The sequence below is a fragment of the Pseudomonadota bacterium genome (assembly GCA_026388315.1).
Lineage (GTDB): Bacteria > Desulfobacterota > Syntrophorhabdia > Syntrophorhabdales > Syntrophorhabdaceae > MWEV01.
The window spans coordinates 126,131-150,544 of record JAPLKA010000110.1 but is presented as its reverse complement, the minus strand read 5'-3'; the positions used below and the strand labels follow the sequence as shown (position 1 = coordinate 150,544).

The window sequence follows — 24,414 nt, the reverse complement described above, 5'->3', positions numbered from 1 at the left end:
TTCGGCAGATTGCAAAGCGGCCCGGAGGAGGGGGTATGATGTATGATCCGCCGGCAGCCCCATCATTGCCAGTTGAACATTCCCCAGGACAACCGTCATGAGGTTGTTGAAATCATGGGCAATGCCTCCGGCAAGGATGCCGATGGATTCCAGCTTCTGTGCCTGGATAAGCTGTGCCTCAAGGCGTTTCCGGTCGGTGATGTCCACGCCTGCGCCAAAGAAAAAATCAAAACCGCCATCAGGTTTCATTATTGGGCGGCCGTGCCACTCCACCAGCAACTCTCTACCGTCCTTTGTCAGCACCCTGTTTTCGTTTACTGTTGGCCGAGCTTGATTAACCAGTATGGAAAAAATCTCTTTGATCATTTCTCTATCTGTATCGGGGGCAAAGGTTTCGAGGTAATCCTTGCCAATTACCTCTTCAAGGGTATAACCAAGGGCATGAAGCATAAATTCGTTCATCATCTTCGTTGTACCGTCATTGTTTATGGCGACAAAAAACACCGGAGAGGATTCAATAAGGCTGGAGTTGAAGTCTCTTTCTTTGCGCAGCGCCTCCTCAGCCTGCTTGCGGTCGGTGATCTCTTCTGCGAAGATCGCTACCCCTGACACTTTTCCTTGCCCATCAAAAACAGGGAAACAATGCTGTTCAAAAAATCTCCCTGCCCTCTTGTCTTGAAAATAAACCGGTTCGCCTGTAGCAATAACTTTATCGCATTGTTCCTTTCTGTATCCTGCAACGTCCGGAGGAAAATGGTCATAAAGACAGGTGCCGACAAATTCGTGAACGTCCTTGCCTAATCTTTGGGCACCCACCATATTTGATAATAGAATTATGCCCTCTGTGTCAATAAGCACCATGCTTTCATGCACGGCATCAAAAAATGCATGGAGCGTCACCGTGCTTTCCTTGAGCGCCTTCTCCCGGCTCTCAATAGCCCCTGCCATCCGGTGGAAATTGTCTGCGAGTTCATCAATCTCCTTGTAAGCCGAGGGTTTCTCTTCAACAATATAGTGTCCGTCCGCAATCCGGCGGGCATCCCGGACGAGCTGCGAAAGAGGATTTGAAACCTTTCGCACACTGAGAAAAACAATTGCAGAAGCAAGAAGAATAACTATGGCCGCTCCCGCGGCAAAAAGGTTTCTCACGCGGATAGCGGCCGCAAACGCCTCGTCAGCGGGTACTGTAACAATTACTGTCCATTGCGTTTGAAGCACATTGGACAGGCTTGCCAAATAGCTCCTGCCATCTTCCCTGTATGTGAAATTCCCTTGCAATGTTTGTCTCTCTTGTCCGACGAATTTCAGATGTCTCAGGTTCTGTCTTTCCGAGACTTTGTTGCGATCAGGGTGAGCAATTATGGTTCCTTCCTGGTCTATTATGAGGGCATATGTCAACCTTCCCGCCCACACCTTGTCGGTGATGGCATTGAGCGTTGCGAGGTTGAGATACCCGACAATTATGCCTCCTTCTACAGGAATGGCAAGTGTGAGTGTCGGCCTCCCTGTCTGCAGGGAGATGAAGGTCGAAGACCAGTATGGTAGCCCGTACTGACGGACACGAGAGAAGAACGCCTGACCCGAAAGATTCATGCCTATAACATCCTGGTTATAAGGGGCCATAAACTTTACGGTCCCTTTTTCGTCCAGAATCGCGACGGAGTCAAATTCGAGGTGGACTATCAGGATATCGTCCAGATAGCTGTTGATCTCATTCTTCTTAATGTATTGCTTCTTTATGATGGTACCTTCAATCAGTCTGAGGGTGAAAAGTGAATCGTCGAGAAAGGCCTGCACCCCTGAGGAAAGCGATTGGGCTATAAGCAGATTCTTCGCTCGAACCTCCCGGTCGATATCCGCACTGATGAGCCTGATCGCAATAAATCCCATCACAAGGATGGGCAGTCCTCCAAGGAGAATAAAGGAGAAGATGAGGATGTTCCTGAGGCTGAAGGTAAATTTCTTCATTTATTTACGATCGTAAATCTGTTCTTGCGGACCGTCACGATATAGGCCGTTCGCTTTGCATCGCCATAGGAGTCGATCTCAAAAGCCCCCTGCAGCCCATTAAAGATCTTCTGTTTCAGGATCGTTTCCTTCAGTTGTTTCGGATCGGGGTTTCTGGAAAGGGCATCTTTTACCACCATGACGGCTTCATACCCCATTACCACGGCAAATGTGGGCTCAACATCGCCGAAACGGGCCCGGTATCTTTCCCTGAACTCTACATAGGATTTCGCAGTACTATCGTAGTCCACATACTCGGTGGCGATAATCCCTTCCACGGCAGGGCCGCCGTGTCTCAGCAAATCCGGCGTCTGCGCCCAGCCGCTGATAAGGATAGGTATCTTCGATCCTGTCATGCGGATGTGCTGACAGATCATCGCCGTATCCACCGCACCGGCGGCAATGAGCAGTCCGTCCGGTCTTGCCCTGAGAATGTTTTTCGCAAGGTCCTTGAAGCTGACATCATATCCTGCCTTGAAAGTGTCCACAGTGATAATCTTGCCTCCCAGGCGCTCAAACTCCGACTTGAAGTTCGTTGCGTAGTCCTCTGAATAGGCGCGGTTGGAGAGGTCGTAGACAGCAGCCATCCTGCGCAGTTTCAGATTCCGGTAGGCATAGTCCGCCTTAAGGTTGGTTAAATGTATGCTGGGATTCATCACCCTCAGAAAGTAGTCGTCGATCCCTGCCAGTTTGTTCATGCTTGTCGTAGGGCTGATCATGAGGACTTTTTTCTCATTAATAAGGGGCAGCACAACCTCAGACATGGCGCTGATCATATGGCCTATGATGACAACAACCTCTTCGACAATCAGTTCCCGATCCACCCTTAGGGCTGTCTGCGGGTCCTGTTTGTCGTCCTTTGTAATCAGTTGCAATGGTCTGCCGTTGATGCCTCCCTGCCGGTTAATCTCTTCAACGGCCAATGTGACGCCGTTTCGTCCCTGGATTCCAAGGTCGGAGCTTTTCCCTGTCAGACCACCGACAAAACCGATCTTGAGTACATTTTTATCTGCTGCATCGATGGTTCCTGCAAAGAATAGAGTGGCGCAGAGAACTGTTATAAGTACTTTTATCATTCTATTATCCTTATAACGTTACGTTTTGTGTAATTTAACTGCATATAAATCAACTATATATAAAATTGGGATATTGTCAATGTCAAACTTCACAAAAAGGATAGAACAGGGAAACAGAAGTTTGCAAGTCTTTGCCTGCTACTGCATGTGGGGGAATAAATTCACGCAGGCTTACCGGAAGGACACTTAGGCGTTCTCGGAGGGTGACTGCGCAAGGCGATCTCGAATCATTTTCAGGATAACGAAGGACTCGCGTTCCCGTTCCTCCAGTGAACCCGTGATATAGCCGATCGTTTCCCGGTAGTCTGGCATAAAGATCTTGGAGAGTGCGTTGCAACGCCGTTGGGTCTTGCGAAGCTCCTGAGCCAGCCGCATTACGGCATTTTCCAGCTCCGCCAATTCCGCAAGAAGGGGAAGCACTTCAACGAAACGGCTCATGGCATCATCAGTATTCGCCGAAGTTCCACCCACACCAAACTGGACGCTGACCGGCTCCGTTCGCACCGTCACGTGGGGAATCTTGATACCCATCAAGTGCTGGTCCGAGACATCCACCCGGTGATCCATCCTCACAGCGAGAGCAGCCCGGTCGAGGGCTTCGGATCCTCCATCCAACCGGGCCTCACGGAGGGCTGCAAAGGCACGGCGAAGGGCTTCAGCAGCGTTCTGTTCGGCATCACGGGCACGATTCAGGCGGCTCATCATTTCAAAGATAAGGATTTGTCGTTTTTGCTCGAGGAGGTCGTAGCCCTCTTCGGCGAAGGCAAGCTGTCGTTTCAGCACGAGCAAATTAGATTTGGTCGGTGCGATGTTCAGCTTTCCCATAGAACCATTCTACCCGGTTACGCCCCCTGAAGCGGGGTCGCACAGACAGGAATCTCCTCTTTCTCATGGTAGTATTTCTTCAACAGGGCGTCGCTCACGCGGTGTAACTCATCCTTAGGCAATGTTGACAGCACGTCCCAGCCGAGTTCGAGCGTAGTCTCGATAGACCGATTCTCGTATTCGCCCTGGTTCAGGAAACGCATTTCAAAGGCTTCGCCGAACTTCAGGTATTGCTTGTCGAGTGTACTCAACTCCTCTTCGCCGATGACATCGGCCAGCCCCCGCACCCGCTTGACGTAGGCATAGCACGCGAATAACTGGCTTGCGAGAATCGGATGATCTTCCCGGGTGTAGCCTTTGCCCACACCATCCTTCATCAGACGCGACAGGCTTGGAAGGCCGGCAATGGGCGGGTAAACACCACGCTGAAACAGATCGCGATCCAACACTATCTGCCCTTCGGTGATGTAGCCGGTGAGATCGGGTACAGGATGGCTGATATCGTCCGAGGGCATGGTCAGAATGGGTATTTGAGTGATCGAGCCCGGCGAGCCTTCGATGCGACCGGCACGCTCGTAGATGCTGGCAAGATCCGAGTAGAGATAGCCCGGATAACCTTTGCGGCCCGGGATTTCGCCCCGGGCTGTGCCCACTTCGCGCAGACTTTCGCAGTAATTTGTCATATCCGTCAGCAGCACCAGTACGTGCTGGCCGCAATCAAAGGCCAGGTGTTCCGCCAGGGTCAGGGCGACCCGCGGGGTGAGAAGGCGCTCCACACTCGGCGCATCGGCCAGGGAAAAGAACATGACGGCGCGAGCAAGGGCGCCGGAATCCCGGAAGTTACGGATGAAAAACTCGGCCACATCATGCTTCACGCCCATGGCGGCAAAGACAATCGAGAACTCGACCTTTTCTTCCAGCAGGCGCGCCTGCCGTACGATCTGAGCGGACACGCGGTCATGAGGCAGGCCGTTTCCGGAAAAGACTGGCAGCTTCTGGCCGCGGACCAATGCATTCATCCCATCGATAGCCGACACACCCGTCTGTATGAATTCCCGCGGATAACGCCGGGCATAAGGGTTTATGGGCATTCCATTCACATCGCGCCGCTCCGCGGATAACGCAGCCGGACCACCGTCGGCCGGACGGCCGAGGCCATCGAATACGCGGCCTAACATCTGCCGTGAAACGGGCAGGCGAAAACTTTCCCCCAGGAAGCGGGCGTGCAAGGATTGGTTCGAGAGGCCTGTTGTTCCTTCGAGAACCTGCACCACGGCCTGGGTTTCAGAAATATCAAGGACGCGGCCAAGACGGGGACGACCGGCGTAATCGAGAATCTCAACAATTTCATCGTAGCCTACATCACAAATCCGTTCCACCACAACCAACGGTCCATCGATGCGCGAGGCACCGACGTACTGCAATCCCCGATCTTCTACGTCAAAAGTGGCGTGCATATTAGGGTAGCCTCCTTGGTATACTCTTTTGCCAGTGTTTCTGTCTCCTCCATGATCCTCCGTTCCAGCTCCGTAAGCTTTCCAAGTTCTCTGTTACCAAAAGCCGTCTTTGCCCGCAGTAAGTGGGGCACACAGCCTAAAGAGCGGATTCGCGCCAACGGAACACCCCCTTGAATTAAGTCCCGGCCCCTGCGATAGAGGGTAAGAATAATGCGCAGGAGCATAACCTGCCGTTCAGGTGTGCAATACATGTCGTTTTCGTCAAAAGCACTTTGGGCGAGAAAACCGTCTTTAATAATCTCGGCGATAAAAAGGATCAAGCGTTGCCCGTCGGGCAGGACATCGGGTCCCACCAGCTTAACGATTTGCTGGAGACGATCCTCCCGTTGGAGGAGAGTCAGGGCCTCCGTGCGCAGATCGATCCAGTCGGGAGCCTCTTTCTTCCACCAGGAAGCTACATCCTCCACATACTCCGAATACGAGTGCAGCCAGTGGATTGAAGGATAATGTCGCGCATTGGCCAGTTCCGTATCGAGGGCCCAAAAACAACGGATAAAGCGGCGTGTATGCTGAGTGACGGGTTCGGAAAAGTCGCCGCCGGGTGGGCTGACGGCGCCCACGATGCTCACGGAAGCCTGCTCGCCCGCAAGCGTAGTTACGGCGCCACCGCGCTCATAAAACTGCGCAAGCCGGGTGGGCAACGACGCCGGGAAGCCTTCTTCCGCGGGCATCTCTTCCAACCGCGCGGCCAGTTCGCGCAGGGCCTCTGCCCAGCGGCTGGTCGAGTCGGCAAAGACCGCCACGCTGAAGCCCATGTCCCTGTAATACTCGGCCAGGGTAATGCCGGTATAGATGGATACTTCCCGCGCCGCCACAGGCATATTCGAGGTGTTGGCGATGAGGATGGTCCGTTCCATCAGAGGCCGACCGGAACGGGGGTCTTTAAGCTCCGGAAACTCACGGAGCACATCAGTCATTTCATTGCCCCGCTCCCCGCAACCGATGAAGACAATGATTTCGGCGTCTGACCATTTTGCGAGCTGGTGCTGGGTGATCGTCTTTCCAGTGCCGAATCCGCCCGGAATGGCCGCGGCGCCACCCTTGCCGATGGGGAAAAAGGTGTCAATGATGCGTTGTCCTGTAATCAGCGGTTCGGTGATACGTAATCGTTCGCGAATGGGACGCGGTACCCGCACAGGCCACCGCTGAAGCATAGTGACGTCACGGGAGCCCGTTTCAGTCTCGATAATGGCAAGGGTATCGAGGAGTCTGTAATCCCCTTTGTCGACTATGGACCACACGGTGCCGCTCACATCCGGAGGCGACATAATCAGATGATTGACCAGCGGTGTCTCCACGACCCGGCCTATGGCCTGACCGGCGCTCACCATCTCACCGGAGCTAACCAGTGGCTCAAAGGTCCAGAGCTTCTTGGTGTCCAGAGGGTCCACTTTTTCACCGCGACGGATCCAGGCGCCGCTACGAGCTTGAATGCCTGGCAACGGACGCTGAATGCCGTCGTAAATGCTGCCGACCAGTCCGGGGCCAAGCCACACGGACAAGGGCGCGCCCGTGCACCGGATCGGCGCTCCGGGCTTCAACATAGTGGTGTCCTCATAGACTTGGATGGTGGCATGATCGCCAACCAGCCGCACGACTTCTCCCACCAGGCCCAGACTGCCTACCTGCACGACTTCGTACATCTGCGCTGCGTACATACCCACAGCGGTTACGATGGGACCGCTGATGCGGGTAACCACCGGTTCAGCATTCCTGGTAACGGTAGTCATGGGCCATCTCCTCCTTTTTCTGGGGCTCACGTCGCCCCCTCCAGCAGCAAAGCTGCCGGAGCCTTCCCCTCTCGCTCAAGAATGAGCTAAAGGGTGGTGTTATATTCAATCTTTCTGTCTTTACTATTCACTGTATACCATTCACTATTCACTGTTTCCGGGGCTCACGTCGACGTTTATGTGTGCCGGGACGAAAGATGCCTGCACGGCTATCTGTCGCCTCAGTTCCGGCCACAGTCGTTCCAGCCTCTTCGCAAGGCGGTTATCCCACACCTGGCGAGCCTCCGCATCCTCAACAACAACACCGCCGCCCATAATGCCAGGTTCCTGCAAAACAACAATACTCACCGGCCGGCCGACGCGGTGCGCAATTTCTCCGGCCAGGCCGTCGCCCAGAATAGTATGATCCTCCTCCGAAAGCTTCACGACAAAGTCAACGCCTGCCATCTGAATTATGGCATGAGAAGCAAGGGCGATCACGGTTTCGCGATATTCAAAGCCTTCGCGGGCCAGCAATCGTTGGTGCACTTCCCAGTACACAGACTCAAGCAGCGCTTCGATGCGTGCCGCCCGCAGCCGGCCCGTTTCGACGGGAACCGTAGCCAGAATTAATGCACTCTGGCGAGCGGCCTCTGCACGGGCCTGGTCAAGCCGCTCCTGTCGTACCCGGTCAGCTTCGGCCACGGCACCGGTTAAAAAAACTTCTGCGTCCCGCCTCGCGCGAATGACAATTTCCTCGCCCTCTCTCCGGGCGTCTGCGAGGATTTCTTCGCGCAATACTTCTGTAGAGTTTTGATCCATTATCATCCACATACCCCCTTAGCCAACACTCACACCCACAGCTTCCTGTACGAATTCTCGCAGGCTCTTACGCCCTGACAGCGGTCCTTCCGGCCCGGGTATCTCGACAATCAGCAGGCGGTCCCGCTCCAGTCGCATCATCTCTATTTGTGGCCGAATCCAGGCTGCCACCTTTTCGGTGATGATAATGACTCCACAGTCGGGTCGGGCTGCAACGTCATCGATGGCAGTCCGGGCTTCTTCCGCCGTTGCTGCAACCTGCGCACCGATGCCTGCCAACCGGAACCCGCGCACTGTGTCTTCGTCGGCAATGCAATAAAACTTCACTGATTGACTCCCTATATTTTTTGTATCAGCATCATGGCGATAGCGAAGCCAAGCACGGCAAGCCCCTCTGCCAATGCCACGAACAGGATACTGCGGGTCAGCAACTCAGGTTTCTCCGCTGCTGCACCGAGCGCTGCCGACCCGATCCGCCCCACAGCATGGCCTGCGCCGAGCACGCTCATGGCGATGGCAAAAGCGGCTGCCAGACCTAAGCCGATGGTTTTGTACGCCGATACCATATCTGCCGGTGCACCCGCGCGCGCGGTTTCCTGTGCCATTGCTACCGCAGTGGGCAGGATTATACCCACGAGAACCGCTCCGATTGATCCGATTCGCAAGTATGACAACTTCATCATGTGACACCTCCGATTTTTTCTGGGACTCACGCTTGTCCCCTCTTTTGATTCCCGTATGAACGTGGGATGTCCGCTCACCTGAGTTTGCTTGGACGTCCGCTTCGCTTGGACGTAAAGGCCTTTCTTGTCCTACGTCCGAAGGAGCGCAGCGACTGTACGTCCTACGTCCTACGGCACAACCAGCTTCAGGCCTTCCCTTATGCTCATGGCACTGAAGTCTTATCATTCCGGGCCAAACGAAACGGCTCAAAGGGTTGGCCGCTGCCGGAAAAAAACTTCCCGAAGAACTCATAATATTCAAGACGCAACGCCTGCACTGAAGCGATAACCCCTTCCAGGACAATTGCAATGAGATTGCCGATGATGATGACCAACAGACTCCACAGACTGCCCCCGACAGGAAAATTTCTAACCTCCGCAGCCAGCATAAAAGCGGCAAAAAGCAACGCTGCGTGACTCATGGCATAGGCCGCAAGACGGACAAAACTTATGGTGTTCGCAAGGTAGCTGAGAACCGCCTCAAAAGCCCCGACGCACGATTCTATAATGGCGCCGGCCAGCCCGCCGTTCGCCCCATTGTGTCCGCCGCCGGCGTGGCTCAATAAATGTTCTATGGGCTCCTTGAGGGACCAACCAACGATGGGCACTACGAGAAACAGAACGACTGATACGCCCATGAGTCCCCACGACCGGATAGCCGCCCCATTCATCAACAGGGCCAACACTCCCCAGTAGAACAGAAGGCCGATGAGACCGAACTTATCGAGGATAGCGCCGATCACGTCGCCCCGTCGAAAACGATTGATGACATTCAATATGATACCGAGGCTGATCATGGCGATGCCAATCCCAATAGCGCCGTACATGAGACTCATAGGGTCACCCTCCAGAGGATCATGCCAAAGGGCGTACTTCTTGAATACTTCGATACCGAAGTAGCTGCCATACACCACGCCAAAAACGATGCTGGACGAGCCCCCGAAAAGAAGGAGCAGACCAACATCCCGAGCCTTTTCGGAGCGGCCGGCAAGCAGAGCGATCAAACCGCACGCGGCGAGGACAGCTCCATGTCCCACATCGCCGAACATCATGCCGAACATCACGAGATAACTCAGGGCCACAAACAGCGTAGGCTCCAACTCCCGATAGTTCGGGAGACCATAGGTTGAAACCAGCATCTCGAAGGGACGCAGCAACCGCGAGTGCCTCAGCAGGACAGGGATCTCTTCCTCTGTTGAATTGTCCGGAAGAGCAGTCTCAATGGCATACCGGCCGCCGGTGATTTCTCCCATATGCTGCTCTAAAGCCGCTACATCGCGCGTGGGGACCCATCCCGTGATCAGAACCGCAGCCTCCGTGCGTGGGAACTTCTGGCTTGCGTCCAGGAGTTGACACTCCATATCTGCAAACCCTTCAATCTCTGCCAGGGGTAGCGCGAACCCGGCTGCAATCGTCTTGAGCTTACCGTTCAATTGCTCCAATTCCACCGCTAACTGTTCTTGTTCTCTCTCTCCTTCTTCGGATAGTCTGTCCACTGTCGCGCCTTCGACTACAGGAAGCATCTCGCGCTGAAAGCCCGCCTGTTGCAACGCCCTTTCCAGGGCGGGTCGGCCCTGGCGGTTGGTGATCGCGAGAAGCGACTGTTGCCCTTTCTGTTGGGCTAAGGGAAGGAGGGCCACGTTATCGCCGACTTCTTTTCCAAGACTCTCAAGGTTCTGCGCCGGTAAACTCCCTGTGACAAAATGGAGGAACGAAAATTGGTCGAACCCGTCCAAAGGAATCTCGTGCCCGCGATAACTCGATACCCGTTCGCAAGTGGCGGCCAACTCCTTCTGGCGTTGCATGAGACGCTGGCGATGCCCCAATAGGTCTCCGCTCTGTTGTTCCATGGGGCGGAGGGTCTCTTCGGCCTGATTCAAGGTCATTTCTATCAAAGGGGCTATCGTCGCCCCCTCCACGAGCAAAGCTCCACCCGCAAGCGGGTACCCGGCCTCCCCTTCTCGCTCGCTGTACGAGCTATCCAGTTTAGCTATTTTTTTGGATGAAGGAGGGATTTCCCATGATTTGCGAAGTTCCTGAACGCGAGCCCGGATACGATCATATCGCGCCAGTTCTCCGGTGCGGTCAATAGGGGCCAGAGGTGCCGTGTCGGGCCCGGACAGCGTACGCGTCAGGTGCACTGCTCCCAACCGGCCCAAGCCCTTGAGCACGGCACGCTCGTCCTGAGCGAGCACGACCGCGTGCAGCCGCATCATGGGCACCGCCCTAAACATAGGCCCCCTCAATTTCGAGGGGCTCACGTCGCCCCCTCTTGCCGCCCGCGGGATTGCTTACTACTCCGTTGTCCGATTTGGAGAACGCGGGCACCCGGCTAAAACAGCAATTTTCATCTTTTTTTGGCCGTGCGAGCCTCCCCTTCTCGCTCAAGAATGAGCTAAAGGGTAATTTTTTGTTTTCACTGTCTCTATGTTTTTTACTATTCACTATTCACCATCGACTATTCACTGCTTTTATGCTGTTCACTGTTTTCTGGGGCTCACGTCGCCCCCTCCACGAACAAAGTCCGTGGGATCAAACGTCCACGGATTGTCTCAGCAGCCATACCGTTGCGAATCCCCTCGGAAATCGTGATGAGGTTGGCCACTTCCACACGACGGAGGCCCACGTAACCCATAATTGCCCCCAACCCCATGTGGCTTTGACGAAAGGCCATGTTGGCCAAACGAAAGAATCGCTTCCATGCAAAACCCTCTAAGGCTGAAGCATCAACAGCCATTGATCCATCATTCAGTCCGTGTTTGAAAGGCGCTGCATCGAGCACGCGCTCCGCAACACGGTCCACCGACGTATAGAGATCCGGGTCATTGAGCATATCAGCAAAAAGCGCACGAGAGATACGTGTCCCTGCGACATGTAACGGCCGCAACATCTCAGGCGTCAAGCTATAGTGGAATTTTCCCCGGACAACCAGCATCAGGTGGAAGATGTCCACTTCTTGATAAACCATTGGTTTGATGATTTCCCGGTCTTCCCGCGAGAGCCCTTCCGTCCTGGCAACCAACCCCTGAAAATAGCCGCGGTCCAGCGCTGCCTCAAAGAAGAACGGTCGGGGATAATCACGATAGTTCTTGAGAGCCTTCTCCAGGTTCTCCCGAAGGAGTCCCTTTGGGACCAGCCGGACAAAATCTTCCGGAGATTCCACTGCAGCCAACCCTTGGGTATTCAAGGCTAACTCCCCGGGGAGGGAGACAAGATGCCCGTATAGCTCTTCGACGGGGGCCTTTGTTAAACATGCCCGGATCAATACCTTCAAATTTTCCACTTGGAACCGAACCAGCGTCCAATCGATCAGATCGGCTCCCGGGCCGGACATATGGGCACGGAAGCCGGATAACTCGTCGATCAGTTCATAGACCAACAGGCGCTGGAAATCAAGGACTCCCTTAAACTCAGACTCCGGAAAGATTGTGTGATAAAATTCTGGAAGACTCCGAATGTGGCACAGACCATCGAGTCGCTCCGCCTCGGCCATGCGGCTGCGGCGGGCATGGAGACGGGCCGCGAGATAATCCAGGTCATTCGCTATCCATTGCTTCGAAGCAATGACCAAAGTAGTGCCGGAGTCAGCTATGGTTGTTTGCACACGCACCGGACGACCCCTTCAGCGGCCTTTTTCCTGCTGGCTGGCTCAAGCTGGATCTGACTTTCGATTTCAGCGGCAGCATCAGTCAAACGGTACTGTTTTTCCCGCTCTGCTGCTTCTACTGCAACCTCCACGATTCTCCCGGCCTCGATAAGCGCTTCCTGACGGGCCAACTCAACAATATCATGCCCCTTCTTCTGAGCGTCTGATGAGATACGATCCGCTTCAGCCCTGGCCACTTCGACTGTAAGCTTCGCCTCACTCTCTGTCGTGATGATCTTTTGGATTATCTCGCGCATAGCAGAGCCTCCCCTGAAAATGAACTCACACTGTTAAGTTAAACGGCTCCCACTTCCCTTCGCTTTCAAGGGACTGCCCAGTTTGAAACGCCTGATCACTTCATCGCCGATCAACCGTGCGGCTTCGTCGTACTGCACCAGATCCGTATTGATGGTGATGTGGTAGAGCAATGGATCGTCAATATTTTTGTCGAAGTTATCCTTCAGATAGCGCCTGCGTCCCTCATCCTTTTTCTTGATATAATTGATGGCTGATTTTCGATCGAGACCGAAGACCTTCTGCGCCTGCTCGATCCTCTTTTCAAACGACCCGACCAGGCGCACATGAAAAACGGTCTGCATCTCGCTGGTAACGACGTTGGCCCCTCGGCCCACCAGAATAACATTCCCTATTTGCGCAAGGCGTAATATGGTTGCGTTAGTCTTCTCCACGAGCGTCCATGTGGAGGGGTGCAAACCCAGGAACTCCTCAAATGCATCGGTCAGCGTACCCTTGTGGCCTTCCTTCATGAAATTGCCAATGCGCTTGTGGAGGTGGTGCTCCTCCAACACTTTTGCCACGAGATGCTGAGAGAAAACGGTCCACACCTCATGAGAAGGAGTGTGTATTTGCAGATAGTCTGCCAGATTTGAAGCGACTGTAAGCCCGCCCGCCCCCTCTGCCCGTGAAATTGTTATTGCTGGTTTTGTCGAAGTTTCCGAAGTATCTTTGCCCTTCGGGCCAAAGTGGAGCTCTATGAAAGACTCACTTTTTTCAGAGCTGATGTTCTCCCACATGTCTCGGTCCTCCTATTCCTTCAGTGCTCCAGTTGTCCACCCACTTGTGAACTCATTTCGTAACAGTCGCGGGGAATGGTGTATTTCCGGTCATGCGTCTACGGAACCCTCAAAAAAATATCTTACCGGTTCCTTCCTGTACCACTAAGACTTTCTCTACATTTTACGTATATCCCACCGTTAAAAGTTTGTCAACACATTTTTTTGAGGCGATTTTTGTAAATTCATGTCCTTTTCCCTTGATGTTTCACGAAAAACATCAGCAGCGCAGAGAATATAGCAGCAAGCGCTGCAATGCCAAAGGGGATATAAAAGGACCCAGTAGCATCCCTTATCTGGCCACCCATCCTGTTTGCAATGATAGCACCTGAGCCATAGAACAACGTCAGCGCCCCTATAACCGTCCCCATCATCTCTTTCTTGAAATAATCCCCGCCGCAGGCGCCATACATCGGGAAAGTTGCCCCGAAAAACGCCCCGATAAAACCAATACTTATAAACAACCAGGGTTCATTCCCCCCTGCAAGGATAATACTCAATATGCTCAAAGCAATACAGGCATTTGTAAGTAAAATCGTCATTCGCCTGCCGATATAATCGGACGCCATCGGGATTGTGAGCACTCCGACAATCTGTCCTATGCCGTGAATGGTTGCAAGCATGGAAGCCTTGCCGTATGAGAATCCCAGTTCATATCTTGCATAGTCAACCATAAAGGTAAGGATAAGATAGAGGGCGGCGGCAATCAGAAAATAGGAGGAACCTATGAACCAGAAGCGCGGCAGCGTAAGGATCTCTGAAAACCTTATTTTTTGTACCTGTGCAGAAGGGGCGCCCTGAGCAGTTACCCCATCGTCAGGCAACTGCCCCCATGGAGAAAGTCCTTTATCCTCAGGCTTGCTCCTCAAAAGCAATGCATTTATCACGACCACAAGAAGCGCTGCTATGCCTAACAAATACCAGCAGTATCTCCAGCTCCATTGCGCTACCACAACGGGGTAAAACTTTCCCATTGTAGCAAAACCAAGCCCGAATCCGGTAGAGAGTATGCCGAGCGCCATCCCTTTCTTTTTGATAGCAAACCACTTCTGGACAAGCGTTATAATTGGCGTCCACATGGCCGCTCCACCCATGCCGACAATCCCGTAAAAAATGCATGCCTGCCAGAAACTTTGTGCTGTGCCCATCAGAATAGTACCTACCCCGAGGATGATGCAGAAGAATGATATTACCCTTCTCGCACCGAGACGGTCTGTAAGATAACCGGTGAAGAGCGAGAAAATGACATATACAATAAAATAGGAATTGAATATGTCGCCCCCCTGCCTTCTTGTAAACCCCATTGTCCGTATCATCTCCGGCAACAAAACGCTATAACCAAGACGTATCCCGTAGCTGATATAGAGGTCTACAAAACATACAGCAAGGATTATCCACGCCCAGTGGAGACCGTTGCTTGCAGATTTCTCTCCATTAGCCATATCCATATCCCCCTTTTTTAGCTACAACCACCGGCGAAACGGTGCTTTTAATTTCGGATTGCGGAATGTATCGATTTCGTATTTCGCTCTCCGCTCCTTTCCCCTTCAGCCTTCAGCTTTCCTTACCTTGAGCCTGCCTCTTTCACCTTTCACCTTTCACCGTTTCACTATTCACTATTCACTCTAAATCCCCAGTTTCGCCCTCTTCTCCTCAATATGCGCCAAAATGCCGTCAACAGCCTTAATAGGGTCTTTTTCAACGTTTAATACGCCACCGGTGATCTCCTTGCAGTCCTCAGTAAGGAGCTTCACAAGGTTCGGTCCGCCCGTTACAGTCGGAACAGGATTGACATACGTATAAAGACCGAATGCGAGTGCAAATACCGCATCAATGGTGGCCTTCTGCTCCATATATTCCGGAGCGACTGCCGCCACGGGAAGGTCAGAAACAGAGATGCCTCCCAAAGAATACGACAGTGCAGCAAGAAAATCAGCGATACGGCCAGTATCGGTGCATGTACCGTAGCTGAGGACCGGCGGTATTTTGAGCAGTTCGCAAACCGCCTTAAGGCCATTCCCTGCCAGCTCTTTTGCTTCGAGGCTGCACAGACCGGCAACCTGCATGGCGGCGTTTCCACACCCCATAGACAGTACGAGGATGTCACGCTTAATCAGTTCTTTTGCTATTCGAACACTGTGTACGTCCTGTCCCGAATCGCGAAGGGATGTACAGGACACAAGCCCAGCCACGCCGCGCAGTGCCCCGCTCGTTATTGCCTTAAGTAACGGCTCGGGCGATCCTCCCAGGGCTTCAATGATACTCTCAGTCGAAAAACCAACTATAGCCTCTCTCATGGATAGTCCTGTCACAGGCTCAATCGTTGCCCTCCGTTCCTTAAAATTATCGATGGCCATCTGAAGGAGCCGGGCAGCCTGCCCTTCGGCCTCCACAGGATCATAGTCAATTCTCTCTCTGACTCCCTCAAAGGCTACGAGCTGGCTTACAGGAATAAGCTTAAATTTATACTTCTCTGCATAGAAGGGATCAATAGGCATGGAACAGTTCATATCGCAGGCGAAAAGGTCTATGCACCCGCTCGCCATTACCGCCTCTTGCATAATCCAGTTGCCGGTAAATCCATAAAATACATCATCCATCTCCCAGCGCTGGATCATCTCCTGGCCGGTTTCGATATTTGCAATGATCCTGAGGCCTTTAGCGCCAACAGCCTTTGCCTTCTCCTGCCATTCCGGTTTTCTGGCAATCTGCACCATGGCAAAACCGAGGAAAGGTTCATGCCCGTTGGGAAGCACATTTACATAATCAGGATCAAGCACACCAAGGTCAACCCGCATTTTGTGCGGTCGTGGCGTACCGAAAAGAATGTCCTGACAGTACTCATTCACGATCTGACTCTGGTATGCCGTGGCGATGGAGAGTCTCATGGCCTTTAATGCCAGGCTCACATAATACCCGTCCACATTGGTAAGGCATGAACTTGTAGCAAACATCATTTCACCATAGATACCGCCGGGAAATATGCCGAGCTTCCTCCACGTCTCTGCCCGTTCCTTTGGTGCAAGGGTCAATACGATATGGCTCGGTTCATCGTATTTCCTGTTGAAATCTGTCTCAACATGGTTGCAGAGCATCATTGCAATCTCATCATCAGGGAATGCTTCGGGGATATCGAACCGCTTTGCGAATGTTCTCAACTTTTCCGGATCCTTGATTGTGAACGGCGATTTACCGTTCGCCGCCGCCCTGAGCATCTTAATCGTCTGCTCTGTGTGATAATGGTATGTAGAAGCGCCCATGACATTCCTTAGCAGCATCATACGCATTGCCATACCATCTCCGGTAATGCCGCAGACACCCCTTTTGTCTTTTGAAACATCCGCCCTGCATGGGCCGTTCGAACAGAGGTCACACCGCACTCCGCCCTGGCAGAAAGGACACCTCTGATCGGGGTTATCTCCGAGTCCCTGAGCCTCATAACGGTCCCAGATATTGGTCATCCCATCCCTTTTGATTCTCTCGTATACCTTACGGATCGATTCATGACATGATATTCTTTCACCTTCCATGGTTTGCCTCCCCTTCATTTACTGGGGCTTGCGTCGCCCCCTCTTGCCACCCGCGGACTTATTTGTTACTCCGCTATCCAATCTGGACGTCGCGGGTACCCGGCCAAAACTGTTCTTTTCTTCTTCGTGCGGCCCGCGGAGACTCCCCTTCTCGCTCGCTGTGCGAGCTATTTTTCATGTAACCTTTGACAATACACTTATATTGTCGGTCGATTATGTTATTCAATCCTATCAGACATGCAGATTATCGTCAAGCAGCAATATCTTTTCAAATACAAAATTATTTTTTGCTAAAATAATTTTTTTGTATATAATTTGTTAATGAAAATTTTATACCCGTTGTTCGCAACTTCAATTCTCATTCTCATTGCAATAATCGGCGTAGAATCCTTAAGGTTATACACGCTTTTTGGAACCATCATTCCCTGTATTGCTTGTATCATTTTTCTGGCAGGTTTTATTTATAAAGTCATTACATGGGCGCGCTCTCCGGTTCCATTCTGTATCCCCACTGTCTGCGGGCAACAAAAATCGCTGCCATGGATAAAATCAAACAATACGCAAAGTCCATCGACAACATGGGGTGTTATATGGCGCATGGCATCAGAAATATTGCTTTTCCGCTCCCTTTTCAGAAACGATAAGGCTGAACTGAAGGGGACGCAGAGACTGACATACGACAGCAATAAATTATTATGGCTCGGAGGACTGGCTTTTCACTGGTCGCTTATTATTATACTTGTGAGGCACTTAAGACTCTTTACTGAACCTGTCCCACAATGCATAATATTCTTACAAAACATAGACGGTATGTTCCAGTTAGGGCTGCCCACTTTTTATATGTCAGATATATTTATTTTTATTGCGCTTACGTACCTCCTTTTCAGAAGAATCGTCTTTCCCCGGACACGGCTTATATCCCTTTTTTCAGATTATTTTGTCCTTTTTCTTGTCCTTGGTATCACAATTTCAGGATTCCTGATGAGGCATTTTTATAAAGTAGACATTTATGCGGTGAAAAGGATTATCATGGGAATACTGACTTTTAAGCCATTAACAGTCGGAGATATTGGCCTTATCTTTTATATCCATATATTCCTTGTGTGTATCCTTTTTGCCTATTTTCCGTTCAGCAAACTCATGCATACGGGCGGTGTCTTTTTAAGCCCCACGAGGAATTTAAAGAATGACAGCCGCATGAAAAGGCATATTAACCCCTGGAATTATCCTGTAAAAGTTCATACCTATGAAGAATGGGAACATGAATTCAGGGGGGCGCTGAAAGAGGCAGGACTGCCGGTGGAGCGCAAGAAATGATAATGAACCGGCGTATCGGGGAAACGGGGAAACGGGGAAACGGCGGATGAGCAAAAACCGAGACGGCGAATGAAAGAAATAATAAAAACATATAGAGAGTTACGTGTTTATCAAAAGGCTATGGATGCCGCAATGGAGCTATACGAAGCTACAAAACGGTTCCCACCTGAAGAAAAATACTCAATGGTCGACCAAGTAAGGCGCTCATCACGTTCGGTGTGTGCAAACATTGCTGAATCATGGCGTAAGAGAAGATATAAAGCTGCATTCATCGCAAAACTGAATGACGCTGAATCTGAAGCTTGCGAAACTCAGGTTTGGATTGAATTTGCATATAAGTGTGGTTTTATCGATAAGCTTTTTAAAGATAAAATGGATGATTTTTATGAACATATCATGAGTCAACTTGTTAAAATGATAGATGAATCAACTAAATGGTTAATAAAATCAAAATAATCGCCGATACGCCGGTTCGCCGATACGCCGGTTCATTTTCCAAGGACTAAGAATGGTTGAGGATAAACTGAAAACACCTGACGAAATACTAAATGATGTCAATCTTGAACCGAAAGGGCAGGATTGGATGAACACAAAAGCCGAGTTCCTGAAAGGGACATATCTATACAGCGCGCCCTTGAAACATCAGAAATATCTTGAACTACCCAATCCACGGGAATGGCATCCAACTGACATAGACTGGAAACTGCCAAAAAACTGGAAAGAAATCATCCTCAACGGGATGGCAGACCTTTTAAAAAAACACCGGTCTTTCAGGCTTTTTCTCGATATATGCGTAAGATGCGGGGCCTGTGCAGATAAATGTCATTTCTTTTTGGGCTCGGGTGACCCGAAGAATATGCCCGTATTGCGGGCAGAGCTTTTACGGTCAGTCTACAGGAGATATTTCACAACCGGCGGGAAGCTCTTCGGAAAGCTCGCCGGCGCCAGAGACCTCGACGAGGATGTTTTAAAAGAATGGTTTTATTATTTTTACCAGTGTACAGAATGCAGACGGTGCTCTGTCTATTGCCCTTACGGGATCGATACCTGTGAAATCACCATGATGGGCAGGGAACTTCTCAACCTTGTAGGATGCAATGTCCAGTGGGTTATTGAGCCTGCGTCGAACTGTTTCCGGACAGGAAACCATCTTGGCGTCCCTCCCCATGCCTTCAAAGAAACCCTCGAATTCGCCCTCAGCGAGTTGAAAGATATAACAGGGATTTCCATTGAGGCCCCCATTAACAGGAAAGGGGCTGAAATCCTTTTCGTGGCTCCATCAGCGGATTATTTCGCCAATCCACACTGGTTCACGCTCCTCGGCTACCTTATGCTCTTCCATGAGATCGGCCTTGATTACACGTGGAGCGCCTATGCGTCTGAAGGCGGGAATTTTGGCCTCTTTCACTCACCGGAACTCACAAAGAGGCTCAATGCAAAAATATATGCAGAAGCAAAACGCCTGGGGGTAAGATGGATCCTTGGTGGAGAATGCGGGCATATGTGGAGGACAATCCATCAGTATATGGATACCCTTAATGGTCCTGCCGATTTTCTGGAAGAACCGGTGTCTCCCATTACAGGTACACCATTTGAAAATGCTAAATCTACAAAAATGGTTCATATATGCGAGTTTACCTCTGACCTGATCTATAATAATGCGCTGGATCTTGATAAAACACGGAATGACAAATTTAAGATTACTTTCCACGATTCCTGTAATCCGGCCAGAAGCATGGGACTTCTTGAAGAGCCACGTTACATTATAAAAAACACATGCAATCATTTTCATGAAATGCCTGAGAATACAATAAGAGAAAGGACTTTCTGCTGTGGAAGCGGGGCAGGCCTCGGTGCAGACGAAAACCTTGAAATGAGGCTGAGAGGAGGATTTCCACGTGCCAATGCAGTAAAACATGTCCATGAAAAATACGGGGTCAATATGCTTGCCTGCATATGCGCCATCGACAAGGCAGCTTTACCCCCATTGCTTGACTACTGGGTACCGGGCATTGGTGTCTGTGGTGTCCACGAACTCCTGGGCAATGCACTCATTATGGAAGGAGAAAAGGAAAGAACAACGAACCTTCGCGGAGAACCGCTGATTGAAGAGGAAGCAGTGGAAGATGTGTGAAATGAGTTCGGCAGAAGGCAGAATTAAAAGAGGGGTCGAGTGTTCAAGGGTTCAAGGGAAGTAGAGGCAAGGATGTACGATAAGATTAAGATTATAGCGGGAATTATTATATTTCTCATCATTATGCTGACCCCATTCTGGTATAACAGCCTTACAGGGAAGGCTGCGTATATACCTCAGCTTAAAATTGGAACAGATGCAAGACAATGTGTAGAAAATACATTATACATGAAATCCAATCATGCTAATTTACTAAATAAATGGAAAGAGTCGGTTGTGAGAGAGGGGATGAGGGTTCACAAGGCAGGAGATGGGAAGTTATACATTATAAGCCTGACGGGAACATGCCTGAACTGTCATTCCAGCAAGGCCCAATTCTGTGACCGTTGTCATGACTATGCCGGAGCAAAACCACAGTGCTGGGATTGTCATGTCGTACCAAATAATGCAGTAGGCAGGTGGGAGTAAATTTGGATAGAAGACAATTTCTTAAAATAGCAGGATTCTCCATCGCTGGTTTTATATTAGATCCTTCCCTTGACATCCGGCCTAAGGGATTATTTGCCAACACAGCAAAACAAAAAATAACATCTTATATCAGAAAATGGGGAATGGCGATAAATCTTGATGCCTGCGCAAAAAAACCCGGTTGCAGGGCCTGCATAGATGCGTGCAACATTGTTCATAATGTTCCGGGCCTGGGCAGCCCCAAGGAAGAAGTGAAATGGATATGGAAAAGTCCATATCCAACGGTCTTCCCTGAACACATTCACATAATAAACAGGGAAGAGATAAAAAACCTTCCTGTCATGGTGTTATGTAACCACTGCGATAACCCGCCGTGTGTAAAGGTTTGCCCTACAAAGGCCACATGGAAAAGGGAAGATGGAATTGTCATGATGGATTATCACCGCTGTATCGGATGCAGATATTGTATGGCTGCCTGCCCTTATGGGGCAAGAAGTTTCAACTGGTTTGATCCGCGGTTATTTTTGAAAACAGTATATCAGGATTTCCCCACAAGAACAAAGGGGGTAGTAGAAAAATGCAATTTTTGCGAAGAAAGGCTGATACGAGGTCTTTTGCCGGCCTGCGTCGAGGTATGTAAGGAAAATGCCCTCATCTTCGGTGATCTCGCAGCCATCGATTCGGATGTGAGAAAAATACTGAAGCAGCGGCACAGCATCGTAAGAAAACCTCATCTTGGTACCGAACCAAAGGTGTTTTATATACTGTGAGGGATTATGTTAGGTAAAGCGCTAACGGGAGGTAAAAAATACTGGATGTGGGTTATACTGCTCGGCGCAGTCATCCTGGCCGGTTTCGCATCGTATCTTCTTCAGTTAAAATTCGGTTTAGGCATAACCGGTATGGGAAGAAATGTCTCATGGGGATTATATATCTCCAACTTTACCTTCTTTGTAGGTGTTGCCGCATCAGCAGTCATGGTAGTCCTCCCCTATTATCTCCATAATTATAAAGAATTCGGGAAAATCACCGTTTTCGGAGAATTTCTTGCCGTATCAGCAGTTGTAATGACTATTCTGTTCATATTCGTCGACCTGGGTCAGCCAGCCCGCGTTCTCAATATCATCCGGTACCCCTCTCCTAAATCAGTACTCTTCTGGGATATGATTGTGTTGAATATCTACCTCCTGCTGAATCTTGTCATCGGGTGGCAGACGCTCAATGCTGAGCGTAAATCTGAACCGCAGCCTGCATGGATAAAACCACTCGTAATCCTGTCAATCCCTTGGGCAATAAGTATTCATACTGTAACTGCCTTCATTTATTCAGGACTCAGCGCCCGGCCATTCTGGCTTACGGCGATTCTTGCACCACGGTTCCTTGCATCAGCGTTCGCATCAGGGCCTGCAATCCTTATCCTGTTGTGCTTTATCGTGAAAAAATTTGCCCGGTTCGATGCAGGACGTGAAGTTATCCGGAAGATAGCACAGATTATCGCATATGCGATGGTTATAAACATTTTCTTATCCCTTGTAGAAATCTTTACCGTTTTCTACAGTAATATCCCCGAGCACAGTCTGTATGTTCGATTGCTTCTTTTCGGCATAAACGGACATCTTTTACTGAGCCCATGGATGTGGGTTTCCGTTGTTCTCGGATGGGTATCGGCAATCCTTCTGGTGAATCCTCAAACGAGAAAAAATGATACCATCCTCATGGCAACATGCATCGCCATTATCATTTCAATATGGATTGAAAAAGGTCTCGGTCTCGTTGTATCCGGCTTTATCCCTTCCCCTCTTGGCGAGATAACAAGATACATACCCACTACACATGAAATTGCCATCACTGCGGGGATTTACGGAGTAGGCATCCTCGTCCTCACGGTACTCATAAAAATCGCCATAGCCGTAAAAAAAGAAGCTGAAAGTTGAAAGCTGATAGCACCCATAACCGCATAATCCTTAATCTTTTCTTCATCGTTCAATCTGCGATAAGGAATAATGATATTCCCCTGTCATAAGCCTATCTATTGCAGGCAAGAGTAAAATCAAGGTGTGGCAGGAACACTGTTGCGGCTTCGCCGTTGAACCTTTACCCTCTCCGCCGGGGCACTCACCCGGTGAGTGGGTCACGCTTCCTTACTCTTGCAAAATTCGCTTATCGGCAGGACTCCACCGTTCCCATCGCTCGCACGGTGCTCCGCCTCTCACCCGTGCTAAAGTCTTCTCCCGCTTGTAAGACGGGTGTCCCGAGAGGCTCCCGCAAGGCTCGCTCACGGAAACGGCTACGTCCTGTTGGCAATAAAAACTACTATCAACAATTGCAACGGGTGGCCCCAAAGAAGCTTGAAGGCGCGACTCGGGTAACGGTTTAATTGCGAACACGGTGAGCAACAACGGTTTCCGGCGAAGAATGAGCTGCAAAGTTCTTCCGGCATCATACTGTTAAAACAAGACTGGGGGGTTATGCGCAGGCAGGAACGGCGGTAACATCAACTTTATATTTGTATTTTTTCTTTCAGAGGAATATCATGTGTTTAAAAAAACAAGGGGGTAAAAAAATGGCAACAAAGAAAACAGTTGAAAGTCAGGAATTTATGTACCTGCCTCTGGAAGACATTATTGTGGAAGAACAGATTCGCTCAGGGATCGATACGGAGAGTGAGTCCTTCAAAGCCCTTATGGAGTCTATTAAAGACCGGGGAGTCTTAGAGCCTGTCCTTGTGACGCGAAAAGACGGCAAATATCTGCTCCTCTGTGGAGAACGCCGTTATCTGGCTGCGCAGAAGCTGGGACTTCCATCCATCCCTGTGCGGGTTGTGGATGCAGTAACCCAGAAGGATGAGATACTTGCCTTCCAACTGACAGAGAACCTCCAGAGAGAAGACTTAAACCCCATGGATCAGGCCAAGGGGATATTGGCGTATATTCAGGCAAAACATCCTGATAAGGGATATGATGTAGATAGCCTTATGAGCGATCTGGTGAACTACGATCGATCTCCTGACTACCTATTAAAGGAAGTTTCAGACACATTGTCTGAAACTTCTGAAATAGTCGGAAAGTCAATACGGACGCTCTCTCGCACGTTATCACTCTTGAAACTTGATCCTGAGATTCAGGCAGCAATCCGGCAGGGAAATCTCCCCGTTTCGCAAGGGTATCTCTTTGCAGCAAACCTCGATTGCCCGGATCGTGCGAAGATATTCCAGGATATTATGAAGACGCCTGTCACCTATCTCGCACTTGAGAAATTGCTTACAGCACATAAAAAGGCCAAACCGGTCCCAGGTGTTACAAAGCTCATACCCATGAAGAAGCAGATTGCCAGCTTACGATCAGTAGAGTCACGCATTGAAATAGGTATCGCAAAATACACGAGACCTGATCTTGTGACGCTTCTTGATGAACTGCATGTTTTCTGTGCTTTAGTGGAACTGCGGATACCGATAGCCCCTGAACCTGCGCCGGAGAAGAAAAAGCCACCACAGGTGTAAGAAACATGGTTACAGCGATGGAGAGAAAAGATTACAGCGATAATTCTATCGCAGGCCTGCCCTGCTAAG

General features: G+C 50.5%; 21 protein-coding genes. 7 read left to right on the top strand and 14 right to left on the bottom strand.

Features of this window, described 5'->3' with window-relative positions; translation table 11 throughout:
- From NTX75_15950 to cooS, 14 genes are all read right to left on the bottom strand, one after another.
- Nucleotides 1-1,968: PAS domain S-box protein (locus NTX75_15950; protein ID MCX5817706.1), on the bottom strand; the 1,968-nt coding region annotated here is incomplete at its 3' end.
- The gene (locus tag NTX75_15945; protein MCX5817705.1) at nt 1,965-3,083 is read right to left on the bottom strand and encodes an ABC transporter substrate-binding protein; all 1,119 of its coding nucleotides are present in this window, start codon (nt 3,081-3,083) and stop codon (nt 1,965-1,967) included. The genes NTX75_15945 and NTX75_15950, both read right to left, overlap by 4 nt.
- 186 nt (nt 3,084-3,269) lie before the next feature.
- Entirely contained in the window at nt 3,270-3,908 is a 639-nt protein-coding gene (locus tag NTX75_15940; protein ID MCX5817704.1) for a V-type ATP synthase subunit D, read from the bottom strand.
- 17 nt (nt 3,909-3,925) lie between these two features.
- Nucleotides 3,926-5,365 (bottom strand): V-type ATP synthase subunit B, encoded by a 1,440-nt coding sequence (locus tag NTX75_15935; protein ID MCX5817703.1) that lies wholly within the window; start codon nt 5,363-5,365, stop codon nt 3,926-3,928.
- Nucleotides 5,344-7,155: a V-type ATP synthase subunit A gene (locus NTX75_15930; protein ID MCX5817702.1), complete on the bottom strand. Its 1,812-nt coding sequence runs from the start codon at nt 7,153-7,155 to the stop codon at nt 5,344-5,346. The genes NTX75_15935 and NTX75_15930 overlap by 22 nt, the downstream gene beginning before the upstream one ends.
- Before the next feature lie 144 nt (nt 7,156-7,299).
- The gene (locus NTX75_15925; GenBank protein MCX5817701.1) at nt 7,300-7,962 is read right to left on the bottom strand and encodes a V-type ATP synthase subunit E; all 663 of its coding nucleotides are present in this window, start codon (nt 7,960-7,962) and stop codon (nt 7,300-7,302) included.
- Between the two features lie 12 nt (nt 7,963-7,974).
- A complete protein-coding gene (locus NTX75_15920) occupies nt 7,975-8,283 on the bottom strand; it encodes a V-type ATP synthase subunit F (protein ID MCX5817700.1) in 309 nt (102 codons plus the stop codon).
- Between the two features lie 11 nt (nt 8,284-8,294).
- A complete protein-coding gene (locus tag NTX75_15915) occupies nt 8,295-8,669 on the bottom strand; it encodes an ATP synthase subunit C (GenBank protein ID MCX5817699.1) in 375 nt (124 codons plus the stop codon).
- A gap of 173 nt (nt 8,670-8,842) precedes the next feature.
- Nucleotides 8,843-10,912: a hypothetical protein gene (locus NTX75_15910; GenBank protein ID MCX5817698.1), complete on the bottom strand. Its 2,070-nt coding sequence runs from the start codon at nt 10,910-10,912 to the stop codon at nt 8,843-8,845.
- A gap of 263 nt (nt 10,913-11,175) precedes the next feature.
- Nucleotides 11,176-12,282, bottom strand: a complete 1,107-nt coding sequence (locus NTX75_15905; protein ID MCX5817697.1) for a V-type ATPase subunit — start codon at nt 12,280-12,282, stop codon at nt 11,176-11,178.
- Nucleotides 12,267-12,581 (bottom strand): hypothetical protein, encoded by a 315-nt coding sequence (locus tag NTX75_15900; GenBank protein ID MCX5817696.1) that lies wholly within the window; start codon nt 12,579-12,581, stop codon nt 12,267-12,269. The genes NTX75_15905 and NTX75_15900 overlap by 16 nt, the downstream gene beginning before the upstream one ends.
- Nucleotides 12,582-12,614: 33 nt before the next feature.
- Nucleotides 12,615-13,358, bottom strand: a complete 744-nt coding sequence (locus NTX75_15895; GenBank protein ID MCX5817695.1) for a cytidylate kinase-like family protein — start codon at nt 13,356-13,358, stop codon at nt 12,615-12,617.
- A 224-nt stretch (nt 13,359-13,582) separates the two neighbouring features.
- Nucleotides 13,583-14,839, bottom strand: coding sequence for an MFS transporter (locus tag NTX75_15890; GenBank protein ID MCX5817694.1), 1,257 nt, complete (start codon nt 14,837-14,839; stop codon nt 13,583-13,585).
- A 183-nt stretch (nt 14,840-15,022) separates the two neighbouring features.
- Nucleotides 15,023-16,927 (bottom strand): anaerobic carbon-monoxide dehydrogenase catalytic subunit, encoded by a 1,905-nt coding sequence (gene cooS / locus NTX75_15885; GenBank protein MCX5817693.1) that lies wholly within the window; start codon nt 16,925-16,927, stop codon nt 15,023-15,025.
- A 321-nt stretch (nt 16,928-17,248) separates the two neighbouring features.
- On the opposite strand from cooS, the gene dsrM reads away from it, so the two are divergent.
- The 7 genes from dsrM (at nt 17,249) to NTX75_15850 (ending at nt 24,345) form a co-directional block, all read left to right on the top strand.
- Nucleotides 17,249-18,244, top strand: coding sequence for a sulfate reduction electron transfer complex DsrMKJOP subunit DsrM (gene dsrM, locus NTX75_15880; protein ID MCX5817692.1), 996 nt, complete (start codon nt 17,249-17,251; stop codon nt 18,242-18,244).
- Nucleotides 18,245-18,313: 69 nt separating this feature from the next.
- Nucleotides 18,314-18,700 carry a four helix bundle protein gene (locus NTX75_15875; GenBank protein ID MCX5817691.1) on the top strand — a complete coding sequence of 129 codons (387 nt, stop codon included), beginning with the start codon at nt 18,314-18,316 and terminating at the stop codon, nt 18,698-18,700.
- A 52-nt stretch (nt 18,701-18,752) separates the two neighbouring features.
- Entirely contained in the window at nt 18,753-20,378 is a 1,626-nt protein-coding gene (locus NTX75_15870; GenBank protein MCX5817690.1) for a (Fe-S)-binding protein, read from the top strand.
- Between the two features lie 39 nt (nt 20,379-20,417).
- The gene (dsrJ, locus tag NTX75_15865; GenBank protein ID MCX5817689.1) at nt 20,418-20,846 is read left to right on the top strand and encodes a sulfate reduction electron transfer complex DsrMKJOP subunit DsrJ; all 429 of its coding nucleotides are present in this window, start codon (nt 20,418-20,420) and stop codon (nt 20,844-20,846) included.
- Between the two features lie 2 nt (nt 20,847-20,848).
- Nucleotides 20,849-21,616: a 4Fe-4S dicluster domain-containing protein gene (locus NTX75_15860; GenBank protein ID MCX5817688.1), complete on the top strand. Its 768-nt coding sequence runs from the start codon at nt 20,849-20,851 to the stop codon at nt 21,614-21,616.
- A gap of 6 nt (nt 21,617-21,622) precedes the next feature.
- The gene (gene nrfD / locus NTX75_15855) at nt 21,623-22,780 is read left to right on the top strand and encodes a polysulfide reductase NrfD (protein ID MCX5817687.1); all 1,158 of its coding nucleotides are present in this window, start codon (nt 21,623-21,625) and stop codon (nt 22,778-22,780) included.
- Between the two features lie 629 nt (nt 22,781-23,409).
- The gene (locus NTX75_15850) at nt 23,410-24,345 is read left to right on the top strand and encodes a ParB/RepB/Spo0J family partition protein (GenBank protein MCX5817686.1); all 936 of its coding nucleotides are present in this window, start codon (nt 23,410-23,412) and stop codon (nt 24,343-24,345) included.
- The last annotated feature ends 69 nt before the right edge of the window (nt 24,346-24,414 follow it).